This window comes from Peptoniphilus sp. DNF00840, assembly GCF_001553125.1.
Classification (GTDB): Bacteria; Bacillota; Clostridia; order Tissierellales; family Peptoniphilaceae; genus Peptoniphilus_A; species Peptoniphilus_A vaginalis.
This window is the reverse complement of the sequence record NZ_KQ960226.1, coordinates 5,356-19,045: the sequence shown is the minus strand read 5'-3', so window position 1 is coordinate 19,045 and position 13,690 is coordinate 5,356. Positions and strand designations below refer to the sequence as shown.

Below are 13,690 nucleotides of genomic sequence, written 5' to 3'. Positions count from 1 at the left end.
GTGGTTTATTTCTTTCAAATTTTGCTTTTGCCATGCTTTTCCTCCTGGATATTTAAATTAAGTTCATAATACCTCAAATTCAAATTTTTTTCAACATTTAAGCAAATTTAGACTTTAAATTGCTTCTATTTTTCTTCTCACAAAGGTATTCATAAAATATGATATAAAAAATACTGATGATATCTCTGCTATTACATAGCCCCACCAAATCTCGTTAACTGTAAAGTATGTCACTGCTATATAGGCAACTGGTAAAAGGACAATAATTTGTCTTAGGATTGAGTCAAGTAATGCCAAGATTCCATTGCCAAAGGCTTGGAAAACACTGGCACCCACTACTGATATGCCTGCGAAGACATAGGATAGGGCACAGATCCTTAACATCGGTATTCCTATCTCTAGCATCTTGCCTGATGCTGAAAAGATTTTTAAGATTTCTCTTGGGAAGGACATTATTAAGCCTGAGACTATTAAGGTCATAACTGTTACTGTCACCATAGCGAGCTTTATTGACTTTATAATTCTCTTCTCGTTCTTTGCTCCGTAGTTGTAGGCAATTATCGGTACAAGTCCGTTGTTGATACCAAAGATTGGCATAAAGACAAAGGACTGAACCTTGAAGTAGGCGCCTAGTGCTGCTATGGCAGATGTAGAAATCCCTGAGAGCATCTTGTTCAATACATATATTGTAAAGGACTGGATTGTTATTGTAATCATGGATGGGATTCCAACAATATAAATGTCCTTTATAATTTTTGGATTAAAGGAAAGCTTCTTCATTGTTATGTCTGGATTAAATTTGTGTTGGAAGAAGGACCCACAAATTGCTCCAATTATTTGTCCCGTTACAGTAGCAACTGCCGCACCCTTTACACCCATAGCTGGCAGTCCAAAGTAACCAAAGATGAAAATTGGATCGAGAATTATATTTAATACTGCTCCAGTTAATTGTGTGAGCATAGTATAGATTGTTCTTCCCGTTGACTGAAGAGTTCTCTCCAAAAATATTTGAGTAAAGACACCTATGGATAAGCCCATTACAATTTGAAGATAGTCCACTCCATAGTTGATTATATTTTCATTTGTGGTTTGGGCAGACACAAAGGGTCTTGGCAAAAATCTTGACAAGATAAATAGAAGTAAGCCATATAAAAGGGCAAGTGTAAGTCCATTCTCTGCTGTCTTGTTGGCCCTGTCAAAGTTCTTCTCTCCCAAGTATCTCGAGATCAGTGAGTTCATACCAACTCCTGTCCCCACTCCAATCCCTATCATAATATTTTGTATTGGAAAGGCAATTGCTATGGCTGTGAAGGCTTCCTCGTTAATCTTTCCAATGTAGTAGGAGTCCACCAAGTTGTACATAGACTGGATAAACATAGAAATTACAATTGGAAAGGAAACTTGAAATAAAAGTTTTGGGATTGACATGGTCCCCAATTTATTTTCATTGTTTTGCACTTAATCACCTCTTAATCTTTCTATCTATAATCTTAACTATTATATAGGAAGATATAAATTTTTTAAAGTTTCTAAGTCGAATAAAATCAATTTGAATTTTTATAATTTTTCTCTTCACTTAACTTGTGACCTAATATTTTTTTACATTTAATCTCACTATGATAAAATGTAGGCAGAGGTGATTTTGTGAAATTATTGATTACGAGTAATATTCCAGAAAAAATTTACGATGAGCTAGACAAACATTTTGAAATAAGCTACCACGACTCCAACGTGCCACTAAGTAAAGAAGAAATAATTGAAATGATAAAGGGACAAGATGCCCTTCTCTGTCCTCTATCAGATAAGATTGACAAGGATGTAATTGATGCCGGCGACAAGTTAAAAATTATTGCCAACTACGGAGCTGGCTTCGACAACATAGATATTGATTACGCAAGAGAAAAGGGAATTGTTGTTACAAATGCGCCTGCTCCTGCTTCTGCTGTATCAACAGCTGAACTTGCCTTTGGACTTATGCTTGCTGCTGCAAGAAAAATCGTATCTGGCGACAAGGTTACTAGGGCTGAAGAATTTTATGGCTGGCGACCAACCTTTTATCTTGGAAGTCAACTTAAGGGAAAGACTCTTGGCATAATAGGGCTTGGCAACATCGGAAAAAATCTTGCTAAGAGGGCAAGAGCCTTTGAGATGAAGGTTGTTTATTATTCACGAACAAGAAAAGAAGATTTTGAAAAAGAATTTGACATAGAGTATATGGATAAAGATGAAGTGATAAGGTCCTCTGACTTCTTAAGTCTTCACACAGCTTTTGTGCCAGACCTTCGCCACATGATCTCAAAAAAAGAACTTGAAATGATGAAAAAAAGTGCTATATTAATAAATGCGTCAAGAGGTCCAATTGTTGATGAAGACGTCCTCGCCGATGCACTAATAGAAAATGTAATCGCAGGAGCTGCTCTTGATGTTTATGAGTTTGAACCAAGAGTAAATAAAAAACTTATGGACCTTGACAATGTAATCCTTGCTCCTCACCTTGGCAATGCAACTTTTGAAGCAAGACTTGAGATGGGTGAGAATGCAAAGGACAATTTAATTGATTTTAAAAATGGTAAGAATCCAAAAAATAAAGTAAACTGAGGTGTAAAATGATAAATTATTATAGTCCACAAGATATGACTATATGGTCTGGCAGAGTTGACGATGAAAATGACTACGAATCCTTTAGGTGGCATCAATGGGTTAAGCCCCTTGACCTAAACGACGAAAGCTTAACTCCCTTCGAAGGCAAGCTTGGTTTTGGAATTTTAGGTTTTGAATCTGACCAAGGCATTGAACTTAACAAGGGAAGGTTTGGAGCTGCTGCTGGTCCTGCTGCAATAAGAAAGGAACTTGCAAAACTTCCTTGTCAATTTTCTAAAGACCTAAAGATTTTTGATTGTGGTAATGTTACAAGTAAGTACACAACTCTTGAAGCCAGCCAAGACGAACTTGCTAAGGCTGTCGATAGAGTTCTTGAACTAAACTTATTCCCTCTTGTTCTCGGTGGTGGTCACGAAACTGCCTTTGGTCACTACAAGGGAATCAGCACTTTTCTTGACGACAGAGAAGACAACAAACTTGGAATTTTAAATTTCGATGCCCACTTTGACCTTAGACCTTATGAAAAGGGAACTGGTACAAGTGGAACTATGTTTAGGCAAATTGCCGACTATACTCGTGAAAAGGGAACTCAATATGCCTACTATGTAATGGGAATTCAAAAACACTCCAACACACTTTCACTTTTTAGGACTGCTGAAAAGTTAGGCGTTACTTATGTCTTAGGTAAGGACCTTATGAACGGCAACTTGTTTGATATTGGCCAAAATCTTGACGAATATATCCAAGAGCAAGACCACCTTTACGTAACAATTTGTATGGACTGCTTCACGTCTTCCTTTGCACCAGGAGTTTCTGCTCCTCAAGCCTTGGGTGTTGATCCAGAAAAAGTAATCCTACTTTTAAAACACGTCTTTTCATCTGGCAAGCCAATGAGCTTTGACATCTGTGAAGTTTCTCCAAGATTCGATCACGACTCTGTAACTGCCAACTTGGCATCAATTCTTGTCTACACTGTTGTGTCAACTATGGCTCAACACAAACTAGGCAAGGCAAACAAAAAATATATTCCTAATTAAGTTATAAATAATTATTTAAGCTAAAAAATTGCCATGGACCTCTCCATGGCAATTTCTTTATCAAAAATTATTTTCTTTTTACATTATAGAGAGTTACCAACCTCTATAGATATTTCATAAAACTTATCTAAGATGGCATCTAGCTTAAGATTTTTCTTTTCTTCGCCAGCTAGGTCCATAATCTTTTCTCCCTTGTGCATCATTATGAGCCTGTCCCCATACTTAAGTGAATAATTTAAGTTGTGAGTTACCATTAGGGCAGTCAAATTTTTTTCTCTCACAATTTTATCTGTGATTTCCATAACTGTGTCTGCAGTCTTGGGGTCAAGGGCTGCTGTGTGCTCGTCTAAGATTAAAAAATCTATGGGAACAAGAGTTGCCATTATAAGGGCAAGGGCTTGTCTTTGACCACCTGATAGGAGCCCAACTTTGTCATCTAACTTGTCCTCAAGTCCAAGACCAAGACCTCTTAGGGTCTCCCTATAAATTTCTCTCTTCTTTTTATTTATTCCTGGAGTCAAGTTCCATGACTTATTTTTGTTTTCTGCCATAGACATATTTTCCAAGATTGTCATCTTTGGTGAAGTCCCCATCTTTGGATCTTGAAAGACTCTTCCCATCTTGACGTATCTCTTGTGCTCAGGAATTTTTTTGAGGCTATCTCCATCTATTAGAATTTCTCCAGAGTCTTCTCTTAGGGACCCACAAATTATATTTAAGAGGGTTGACTTACCTGACCCATTGGACCCAATGATGCTAAGGAATTGTCCCTTGGGAAGGCTTAGGTCAAATCCAGAAAAAATTTTATTCTCATTAGCTGTTCCAATGTTAAAGGTTTTGTCGATTGATTTTAACTCAAGCATGTTGAACCTTCTTTCTCTTTCCCCTTCCTGCAATTAAAATCACAAGGAAGATTGCTGCTGTTATAAGTTTCATTGAATTTGCTGAAAAACCACATGCAATGGCAAGGGCAATAGATGCCTTGTAGAGAATTGATCCAACTAAGACCTTTGTAGTGTCCTTCATAAAGTCAAATCTCTCAAGGAGTTTCATACCAAGGACAACTGCAGCAAGACCCATTACCATAGACCCAGTTCCCATAGAAACTTCAAAAAATCTTTGCTCCTGACAAACTATGGCACCGCTTAGGGCTACAAGTCCATTAGAAAGTGCCAGACCACAAATTTTTACCCTGCCTGGGTCAACTGCCATGGTCCTGACAAGACTTTCGTTGTCACCACAAGCCTTTAAAATAAATCCAGCCTTGGTCTTTAAAAAATAATCTAAGATTATTTTCATCACAAGAACAAAGGGAATCATAACAAAGACCAAGTCAAAAGCTTGTAAGTTTTCTGGCACAAGTCTTGCAAGTCCTGTAGAAAAAATTGTATCTGCATTAAAGATTGGCACGTTGGCCTTGCCTGCGATTTTTAAATTAATTGTCCACAAGGCAGTTTGCATAATAAGACCTGCAAGTAGGTCTTCCACCTTTAACTTTATGTGGATAAGTCCTGTCAATGAACCTGCCATAGCACCAGCCAAGAAACTTATTACAAGGGCAAGTCCAGGGTTCACTCCCCTTAGGATTGCAAAAACTGTTACTGCTGCTCCCAGTGGAAAGGACCCGTCAACTGTTAAGTCAGGAAAGTCCAAGATACTGTAAGCAATATAAAGACCAAGGGCTAAAAAACTATAAGTTAGCCCCTGCTCAATTATTCCTCTTAAAATATCCATGTCCTACCTACTTTTCTGAAGGTATAGTAACGTCTGTTATATTTTCTGTTGCCCTATCAAGTAGGTTCTTTGGAAGATCTATGCCAAGATCCTTAGCAACCTTTGAGTTGATATATAGGTTTGGCTTATCTATAGTTTCAAAAGGCATTTCACTTGCCTTAGCTTCTCCCTTTAAAATTTTTGCAGCCATCTTACCTGTTTGCTTTCCAAGAGAAACATACTCAATACCTTCTGCACCAAGGCAACCCATATTTACTTGTTCAACTTCAGAACCAAAAACTGGAATCTTCTTTGCATTGGCCTTGTCCAAAATTGTTGGAAGAGAATTAACAACTGTGTTATCCAAAAGATTTGTCATTGCATCAACCTTTGAAAGCAAGTTGTCTGTTGCTAGAGGTATATCTGCTGTTGTGTTTATAGCTTCGTCCACAATAGTGAAACCGTACTTGCCTGCAAGGTCCTTGTAAATCTTTAACATTGAATCAGAGTTTGCTTCACTTGATGTATGAAGGATACCAAGTTTTTTTGCCTTAGGCATAAGTTCTCTTATTAATTTTAATTGGTCTTCCACTGGCAAGATGTCGCTTGTGCCTGTTACATTGCCAAGAGGTTTTTTATTTTTATCTGCAAGTTGAGCAGCAACTGGATCAGTGATTGCTGTATAGACAACGGGTATATCTGTTTTTGTTGTTGCGTTGTAGGCACTCATGGCTGCAGGTGTGGCGATTGCTGTTACCATATCCACCTTGTTGCCCACAAAGGCATCTGCTATTTGTGCTGCAATACCCATATCTGCTTGGGCATTTTGGTAATCAACTTCTAAATTCTTTCCTTCAACAAGACCTTCTTCTTCAAGTCCTTGTAAGAAACCTTCCCTACAATTATCAAGTGATGGATGTTGAGCAAATTGCAAAATTCCAATTTTATAAACTTTCTCACTATCAGAAGTTTTTTCTCCACTTCCCTTTGAACATCCGACTAACAACATAACTAATGACAATACTACTAAAATTTTTTTCATTTTTTTTCTCCTTTTTCCTCACACTATGAGAGAAGGATGGAAATAAAAAAAGACTTCCATCCCTAATGGGACAAAAGTCTTAACTTCTGCGGTACCACCCAAATTTGCATAAAGCACCCTCTCATCAATACTAACATATTGGTCTTATTTTAACGGCTAAGTCCCGTCGGGCATTACTCTAAATCAAAGATTTATTTCTTCCCGCCCTCAGAAGTCCATTCATTTAAACTTTACCTACAAGTCTCTCACCAAGTGACTCGCTCTCTTTAAAGCTCCATAAAAATTACTAATCTTCTTTATCGGTTTATTATTTAGGTATAATATAGGCTTTCAATTTTAATTTGTCAATAGCTTTTTTATATTAATTTTAAATTTTTAAAAAATAATTTGCTCCCTATTAAATATAAAGTTTCTCTCTCTTTAAAATTAAAGCTATAAGGTCAAAATAATCTCCAAAAGTTTGACTATTTTAATAAAAAGATATATATTATTAGCAGAAGCGCATAACGAGTGCTAATGAGGAAAGGTGATAATATGCAAAATAAAAAATACAATGCTGAAACAGAAAGATTAATGGACTTGATGATTCATTCCATTTACACAAATAAAGAAATATTCCTAAGAGAACTTATCTCCAACGCATCAGATGCCATGGACAAGATGTATTACATCGCCCTTAACGATGACAAGGTCAAGTTCAACCACGAAGACTACTTCATTAGGATTACACCTAATAAGGACAAGAGAACTTTGACAATAGAAGATGGTGGTCTTGGTATGACTGCCGAAGAACTTGTAGAAAACTTGGGAACAATAGCTAAGTCAGGATCTCTTGACTTCAAGAACATAAACAAGAAGGATGCTGACCACGAAATCATTGGACAATTTGGTGTAGGTTTTTACTCTGCCTTTATGGTTGCAGATGAAATTTCTGTCTTGACTAGGTCTTACAAGGAAGAAAAAGCTCATCTATGGAAGTCCAAGGGTGCAGAAGGTTACTCAATTGAAGATGCAGAAAAGGACAAACACGGTACTATCATTAGTCTTCACCTAAGAGAAAACACTAAGGAAGAAAATTATGATGAATATCTTGACGAATATAAGATAAGAGAACTTGTGAGCCACTACTCCAACTACATCTCCTACCCAATTAAGATGGAAGTGGAAAAGAAAAGACCAAGTGCCGACTCAACAGAAGATGATCCAAAGTTTGAATCCTATAGAGAAGATGACGTACTAAATTCTTCTGTCCCAATGTGGAGAAAAAATAAAAATGAATTAAAGGACGAGGACTACAACAACTTCTTCAGACAAAGACACTTTGGCTTTGAAGATCCCCTTGCCCACATCCACATCTCTGTGGAAGGTATGATTTCCTTTAAGGCAATTTTATACATCCCATCAAGAAGACCCTTTGACTTCCTAAACCCAGACAAGAAGGGTGGACTTGAACTCTACTCCAACGGCGTCTTAATTATGGAAAAATGCGAAGACCTACTTCCAGACTACTTGAGTTTCATCAAGGGAGTTGTTGACTCAGAAGACATTTCCCTTAACATCTCACGTGAAATGCTACAACAAACTCGTGAGCTACAACTAATTAAGAAAAATATAGAAAAGAAAATTCTTGATGAGCTTGCAAAGATTTTAAAAGACGATAGAGAAAAATACGCAGACTTTTTTAAAAACTTTGGCGTAAGTCTAAAGTCAGGTGCTTACGAAAATTATGGAGCAGACAAGGACAAGTTAAAGGACCTCTTTATCTACACAAGTACTAAGAGAGAAAATATTACTTTTAACGAGTACAGGAAGGATATGTTGCCAGACCAAGACTTCATCTACTATGCAAATGGCTCATCAATCGAAGCCATCAAAGACCTTCCACAAATCAAACACTTCATCGGCAAGGACATAGAAGTTCTTGCCCTAACAGACCCTATTGACGAATTTGTCATAAAGATGCTAGAAGAATACGACGACAAGAAGTTCAAATCAATTTCTGAAACAGATGAAGTCAAAGAAGAAGACGAAAAAAATCTACAAGACTATGTAAAGAAGATGAAAGAAATCTTAAAGGGAGAAGTTTCATCAATAAGAGAAAATCCAAACCTAAAAGATGACGCAGCCTACCTATCAAGCAAGGGCGAAATCTCCATTGAAATGGAAAAAACTCTTAGCCATATGCCAAACAACCAAGTCTTTAAGGCAGACAAGGTATTAGAAGTAAATCCAAACCACCCTGCTCTTAAAAAGCTAAAGGAAATGGATGAGTCTTCAGAAGAATTTAAAACTTACACACAAATGCTATACGATGGCGCAAGACTTGTAGCAGGACTTGAAATAAAAGACCCAATTGCCTACGCAAGAAATGTTTCAAAGTTGATGTAAGATTATAAAAACAAAAACCTTCAAAACAGCTCACAAAATTGTGAGCTGTTTCTTTATATACTCCACCATATTTGTTTCACAATTTCCATTAGCAAATTTTAAAAAATTTTGTTCCAGGGACTCCTAAAGGAGTCCCTGGAATTTTTTTCTCCATAAATTGGATTTTGATTTTTAAATGATATAATAAAACAAAAAGGAGGTTTTTAATGAACTTAAAACAATTGAAAAAATATTTTTTAATTTCCCTCTCTTTAACAAGTCTTTTAACAATAAATGCCTTCGCAGAGGGAGAGCGTGACTTTCGAATCACTGTGAACGAAAAAGAAATTCCATTAAACAACAATGTAGGAATGCCTTTTGTGGAATACGATAGAACTTTTGTACCTATCAGAGTTGTATCTGAAAACCTAGGTTACAAGGTTGATTGGAACCAAGACAAGAAACTCGTTACAATTAATGGTAACAAGAAAGTTGAACTTGTTGTGGGTGAAACTTCAGCGAAGGTTCAAGGAAAGAAAGTTGCAATAGATAGCACTGGCAAGGTTGCAAGTGTGCTTAAAAATAATAGGACTTATGTGCCACTAAGATTTGTTTCAGAACAAATGGGCGCAAAGGTTGACTACAAGCAAACCCCAAAACTTCATATTATAAACATTACGAAGGACGGAGTGCAAGTAGCACAAAATGATGCACCAGAAGGATATTTAAGACCTGGCGAAACTAAAGACGATGTACTTAGAAGAGCTAAGGCTAAATATACGGAAGGAAACGCACCAGGCAAGGTATCAGACAAGTGGATTGACCCTCAAATTGAAATATTGTATATGGACCCGTTTTCTGATAAATCAGGAAAACAACTACCTTTTAGTTTTTTAGTTATGAATGCTGATGAATTTAAGGGTAAGGACCCGAATAAATATTGGGTAAAAATAGAAATTGACGATGATAGATTTATCCCTTACGAAGACCATTTTGAAATGGCTACAGGAGAAAATCAATGGGGACCAATGAGAAAAGAAGATATTGCGGCCCTATCTAAAAAGTATCCTTTAGATAACGGTGGTAGCATGATTGCTCCATTCCAATTTTTTGATTACAGTAAGTTTTCAGGAACATTATTGAGAACTAAGGGATATAACAGAGTCGTTTCTCCATACCACGGAGATGTTATTGACTATAAGGCAACAATTCATCAAGACGGAGAAGAACACGTTTATAAGTTTAAAGCGAGATATGGTAGGGTAATGACTGACTATACTCTAGAAAAACATGTTCCGAAAGACCAAAGAGAATACCAAAAGAATGTTTTTGAAAAAACAAACTTTTATTTAAGTACAAAAGGTGGAAGAGTTGGAAGACTTCCATTAAATTGGGAACAAGTTAAATAAAAAGTTGACAAAGAGGCAAAAATAATGTTAACTTATGTTAACAAATAAATAGGATAGATAATAGGGTATCTAGAAAAGTTGTAGTCTATATAAGGGACTTAAAAAACTTATAGCGCAAGATGTTTTTTGGACATCATGGCTTGCAGCTAGCATTAAAGTTGTAGTCTACATGGGGGACTTAAAAGACCTATAACGCAAGACACTGTAGTGGGTGTCAAGGCTTGCAACTAGCAAAAAAACCTATATTAAGAGGAGTAGACTATTAGCTACTCCTCTCTTTTTTAAATACTTGACAAATTTACAAAATTTGATAAGATATAGATACAAAGATGACAGGTGTGACGGTTCTGACACCTCAAGAAAAAATAAAAATTGACCGAGAGATGACAGGTGTGACGGTTCTGACACCTCAAGAAAAAATAAAAATTGACCGAGAGATGAAATTGGGGAGCCTAGTGCTCCTCTTTTTTGATTTTTATAGAGGGTTTAATATGAAATATATTAATGATATATATACATTAAGCAAAGTTTTTTATAGAGATTATGGTAATTTCAAAGAAATTTTAACTAACGAAAAGAGAAGCTATAATTGTTTAGTTTTAGAAACAAAAGAGGATTATTTTATATGCGTTCCATTTAGGAGCGAAATAAATCATAAGTATTCATATTTATTTAAAAATTCAAGTCGTTCTAAACAGCATAATTCTGGGTTGGATTATACAAAAATAGTTTTGATTAAGGATATAAGTTACATAGGTCCAAAAGGTTTAGTAGATAATGATGAATATGTAGAAATGATGCAAAACATTTATAAAATAAACAAAGAAGTTAACGATTATATAGATGGTTATTTGGAGTATGTGATGAATAAAAATATTAAATATAGAAAAAAGTACAAATACACAACTTTAAAATATTTTCATGATATATTAGAAATATAATTTTCTAGGCACACAGATGTAAAAGTCTGTGTGTTTTTTTATCTGGAATATTTCACAAGTATTCTTACTACAACAAAAAAATTTTGCAAATTTTAAATTAAAGTTCCCTCGGTAAAAAATTTTTGTTAGTTTAATTTTATTATCTTCTTTGTCCCCTCTTATTGACAATGAATTTATTAAGTGCTATAACACCATTGTAATATTGACACAAGGGAGGTTTTAATATTAAAGATTTAATTATAATTGGAGCTGGACCTGCTGGTGTTTCTGCTGCTCTTTATGCACAATCCAGGGGCCTCGACTTGACAATATTTGAAAAAGATAAGGTTGGTGGTTTAATTGGAAATGTTTCTAAGGTTAGCCACTACACTTCTGTTATAGTTGATGAAGACGGAGAAAGTTTTAGAAAGAGATTAGAGGATCAAATCAAGGCCTATAAGCTTGATTTAAAATACGAAGAAGTCCTTAGCTTGAAAAAAGATGGGGATGTCTTCATTGTTAATACAAACAAGGGCACTTATGAAGCTAAAAAAGTTATTATAGCTTCTGGCTCTAGTCCAAAGGAATTGGATGTAAAGATTGATAATTATACAATTTCTCACTGGGCTAAGGGGTCTGAAGATAAGGTTAAGGGCAAGCTTGTAATAGTTAACGGTGGATCTGATGGCGCAGCTAAGGAAGCTATTTATCTTTCCAAGTTTGCAAAGGAAGTCCACATTGTCCAAAATCAAGATAAGCTCTTATGCATCCAAGAGTTTAAAAAGCAAATCGAAGGATCTAATAATATTATCGTCCACACTTCTTCCTCTTTGGAAGATGTAACTTGTAAGGATGGTCTTATAACTTCTGCAAAGCTTTCTAGTGGATGCGAGATTACTTCCAAGGATGGACTTGAAATTTTTGCTATGATTGGTCAACATCCAAATACAAGTTTTATTGACTTAGATGTCCCAAAGAATGAACTTGGTTTTGTTGATTCTGATGTTGAAAGCAAAATTGAAAATTTATTTTTTGCAGGCGACCTAAGAGTCAAGGCAGTTAGACAAGTTGCCACTGCTGTAAACGATGGTGCTCTTGCAGGAATCGGTGCAAGTAAGTAGTTTTAAATTTTTGCTAACTCAACTGCTTGCATCTAACTAACAAGCCTCAAAATTTTATAAGTAACAAAAGAAAGCTCACACTGTGGGCTTTTTTATTTTGCATAAATTGAAAATAGGACTTATTTGTGTTATATTACTTTCCATGTTGAAAACAATTAGGAGGTAAAATGGATATACTTTTAGAAGGGATTTTAAATCTCGAAGTTAAACACATAATTATGTTTATCATTGGCGGCATCTTAATCTATCTTGCCATTGATAAGGAATATGAACCCTCTCTTCTTCTGCCTATTGGTTTTGGTGCAATTATTTCTAATATTCCACTATCATCAGCTGTTGGAGATGGGGGCTTCTTGACAATACTCTATAAGGCAGGGATTGCCACAGAGCTTTTCCCAGTTTTAATCTTTATAGGTGTAGGCGCAATGATCGACTTTAAACCACTTATTGCATCGCCTTTCATGCTCTTCTTTGGAGCAGCGGCGCAATTTGGAATTTTTGCCACAATGCTCTTTGCTATTTCAACTGGCAAGTTCTCACTTCCAGAAGCAGCTTCAATAGGAATAATTGGTGCAGCCGATGGCCCAACATCAATTTATGTTGCAAAGGTCTTTGCTCCAAATTATCTTGGTCCAATATCAGTAGCTGCCTATTCTTATATGTCTCTTGTGCCAATTATTCAGCCACCAGTTATTAAACTTTTAACAACTTCTAAGGAAAGAAAAATCAGGATGAAGTACACTACTGTTCACGTTCCAAAAAAGGTTGAAATATTATTCCCAATTGTAATTACACTTATAGCTGGAATAATAGCACCTATGTCAGTGTCCCTCATTGGCGCCTTGATGTTTGGTAACTTGATAAGAGTTTGTGGCGTTCTTGAAAGACTTTCAATCTCTGCACAAAACGAACTTTCAAACCTTGTCACAATTTTGCTTGGGATAACAATTGGTGGAACTATGTCTGCCGATGCCTTTTTAAATGTCAACACTCTTATGATACTTGCCATGGGACTTGTTGCCTTTATCTTTGACACAGCAGGTGGCGTTCTTTTTGCAAAGTTCTTAAACTTATTCTTAAAGAACAAGGTCAACCCAATGATTGGCGCAGCAGGCATCTCTGCCTTTCCTATGTCTGGTAGAGTTGTGCAAACTATGGCAGCCAAGGAAGACCCAACAAACTTTATTCTTATGCAAGCTATGTCTGCTAACGTTGCAGGACAACTTGGTTCAGTAGTTGCTGGCTCAATGATCTTGGCTCTTGTGCCTATGTTTATGTAGGGGTGATATGATGGACATGAAAGTATTTATGCAAGGTGTTGAAGTAGCAGTGTGGGGACTAGCTGGAGTTTTCGCTGTCCGTATACTCTTCTACATCTCCACAAAACTTATGCTAAAAGTTTTTAAAGAAAAATAATTTTCGAAAATTTAATAGACATGAAAAAAGGTGATGTGCAAGATAGGTAAATCTATTCTACACA

General features: G+C 36.1%; 12 protein-coding genes and 1 other annotated feature. Of the genes, 8 read left to right on the top strand and 4 right to left on the bottom strand.

Going from position 1 to position 13,690, the window contains the following annotated elements:
* Positions 1–114 precede the first annotated feature (114 nt).
* The gene (locus HMPREF1864_RS05890; RefSeq protein WP_197415070.1) at positions 115–1,458 is read right to left on the bottom strand and encodes an MATE family efflux transporter; all 1,344 of its coding nucleotides are present in this window, start codon (positions 1,456–1,458) and stop codon (positions 115–117) included.
* A gap of 186 nt (positions 1,459–1,644) precedes the next feature.
* Here HMPREF1864_RS05890 and HMPREF1864_RS05885 point away from each other — a divergent pair, with 186 nt between their 5' ends.
* Both HMPREF1864_RS05885 and hutG read left to right on the top strand, forming a co-directional pair.
* The gene (locus HMPREF1864_RS05885; protein WP_062571904.1) at positions 1,645–2,598 is read left to right on the top strand and encodes a 2-hydroxyacid dehydrogenase family protein; all 954 of its coding nucleotides are present in this window, start codon (positions 1,645–1,647) and stop codon (positions 2,596–2,598) included.
* Between the two features lie 8 nt (positions 2,599–2,606).
* A complete protein-coding gene (hutG, locus tag HMPREF1864_RS05880) occupies positions 2,607–3,638 on the top strand; it encodes a formimidoylglutamase (protein WP_062571903.1) in 1,032 nt (343 codons plus the stop codon).
* An 83-nt stretch (positions 3,639–3,721) separates the two neighbouring features.
* Here hutG and HMPREF1864_RS05875 read toward each other — a convergent pair whose 3' ends face one another.
* Genes HMPREF1864_RS05875 through HMPREF1864_RS05865 form a run of 3 tightly spaced genes read right to left on the bottom strand, consistent with a single transcriptional unit; the run spans position 3,722 to position 6,393 of the window.
* A complete protein-coding gene (locus HMPREF1864_RS05875; RefSeq protein ID WP_062571902.1) occupies positions 3,722–4,501 on the bottom strand; it encodes an ABC transporter ATP-binding protein in 780 nt (259 codons plus the stop codon).
* The gene (locus HMPREF1864_RS05870; RefSeq protein WP_062571901.1) at positions 4,494–5,372 is read right to left on the bottom strand and encodes an ABC transporter permease; all 879 of its coding nucleotides are present in this window, start codon (positions 5,370–5,372) and stop codon (positions 4,494–4,496) included. The genes HMPREF1864_RS05875 and HMPREF1864_RS05870 overlap by 8 nt, the downstream gene beginning before the upstream one ends.
* 7 nt (positions 5,373–5,379) lie before the next feature.
* Positions 5,380–6,393, bottom strand: a complete 1,014-nt coding sequence (locus HMPREF1864_RS05865) for an ABC transporter substrate-binding protein (RefSeq protein ID WP_062571900.1) — start codon at positions 6,391–6,393, stop codon at positions 5,380–5,382.
* A gap of 63 nt (positions 6,394–6,456) precedes the next feature.
* Positions 6,457–6,702 (bottom strand) — a binding site (T-box leader).
* Positions 6,703–6,927: 225 nt separating this feature from the next.
* On the opposite strand from HMPREF1864_RS05865, the gene htpG reads away from it, so the two are divergent.
* The 6 genes from htpG to HMPREF1864_RS08750 all read left to right on the top strand — a co-directional run bounded on the left by htpG (position 6,928) and on the right by HMPREF1864_RS08750 (position 13,626).
* Positions 6,928–8,781, top strand: coding sequence for a molecular chaperone HtpG (gene htpG, locus HMPREF1864_RS05860; RefSeq protein WP_062571899.1), 1,854 nt, complete (start codon positions 6,928–6,930; stop codon positions 8,779–8,781).
* Positions 8,782–8,987: 206 nt separating this feature from the next.
* Positions 8,988–10,169 carry a copper amine oxidase N-terminal domain-containing protein gene (locus tag HMPREF1864_RS05855; protein ID WP_062571898.1) on the top strand — a complete coding sequence of 394 codons (1,182 nt, stop codon included), beginning with the start codon at positions 8,988–8,990 and terminating at the stop codon, positions 10,167–10,169.
* 329 nt (positions 10,170–10,498) lie between these two features.
* Positions 10,499–11,110, top strand: coding sequence for a type III toxin-antitoxin system TenpIN family toxin (gene tenpIN / locus HMPREF1864_RS05850; RefSeq protein ID WP_062571897.1), 612 nt, complete (start codon positions 10,499–10,501; stop codon positions 11,108–11,110).
* Positions 11,111–11,334: 224 nt separating this feature from the next.
* Complete coding sequence (locus HMPREF1864_RS05845; RefSeq protein ID WP_062571896.1) at positions 11,335–12,210, top strand: NAD(P)/FAD-dependent oxidoreductase; 876 nt, start codon at positions 11,335–11,337, stop codon at positions 12,208–12,210.
* Between the two features lie 167 nt (positions 12,211–12,377).
* Entirely contained in the window at positions 12,378–13,490 is a 1,113-nt protein-coding gene (locus tag HMPREF1864_RS05840) for a sodium ion-translocating decarboxylase subunit beta (RefSeq protein ID WP_062571895.1), read from the top strand.
* Between the two features lie 10 nt (positions 13,491–13,500).
* Entirely contained in the window at positions 13,501–13,626 is a 126-nt protein-coding gene (locus HMPREF1864_RS08750; protein WP_255353769.1) for a hypothetical protein, read from the top strand.
* Positions 13,627–13,690: the final 64 nt, after the last annotated feature.

Bases quoted from the DNA above. Each gene is read 5' to 3' on its own strand.
- HMPREF1864_RS05840 (WP_062571895.1), top strand. From the start codon at position 12,378: ATGGATATACTTTTAGAAGGGATTTTAAATCTCGAAGTTAAACACATA.
- tenpIN (WP_062571897.1), top strand. From the start codon at position 10,499: ATGACAGGTGTGACGGTTCTGACACCTCAAGAAAAAATAAAAATTGAC.
- hutG (WP_062571903.1), top strand. From the start codon at position 2,607: ATGATAAATTATTATAGTCCACAAGATATGACTATATGGTCTGGCAGA.
- htpG (WP_062571899.1), top strand. From the start codon at position 6,928: ATGCAAAATAAAAAATACAATGCTGAAACAGAAAGATTAATGGACTTG.
- HMPREF1864_RS05865 (WP_062571900.1), bottom strand. From the start codon at position 6,393: ATGAAAAAAATTTTAGTAGTATTGTCATTAGTTATGTTGTTAGTCGGA.
- HMPREF1864_RS05855 (WP_062571898.1), top strand. From the start codon at position 8,988: ATGAACTTAAAACAATTGAAAAAATATTTTTTAATTTCCCTCTCTTTA.
- HMPREF1864_RS08750 (WP_255353769.1), top strand. From the start codon at position 13,501: ATGGACATGAAAGTATTTATGCAAGGTGTTGAAGTAGCAGTGTGGGGA.
- HMPREF1864_RS05870 (WP_062571901.1), bottom strand. From the start codon at position 5,372: ATGGATATTTTAAGAGGAATAATTGAGCAGGGGCTAACTTATAGTTTT.
- HMPREF1864_RS05875 (WP_062571902.1), bottom strand. From the start codon at position 4,501: ATGCTTGAGTTAAAATCAATCGACAAAACCTTTAACATTGGAACAGCT.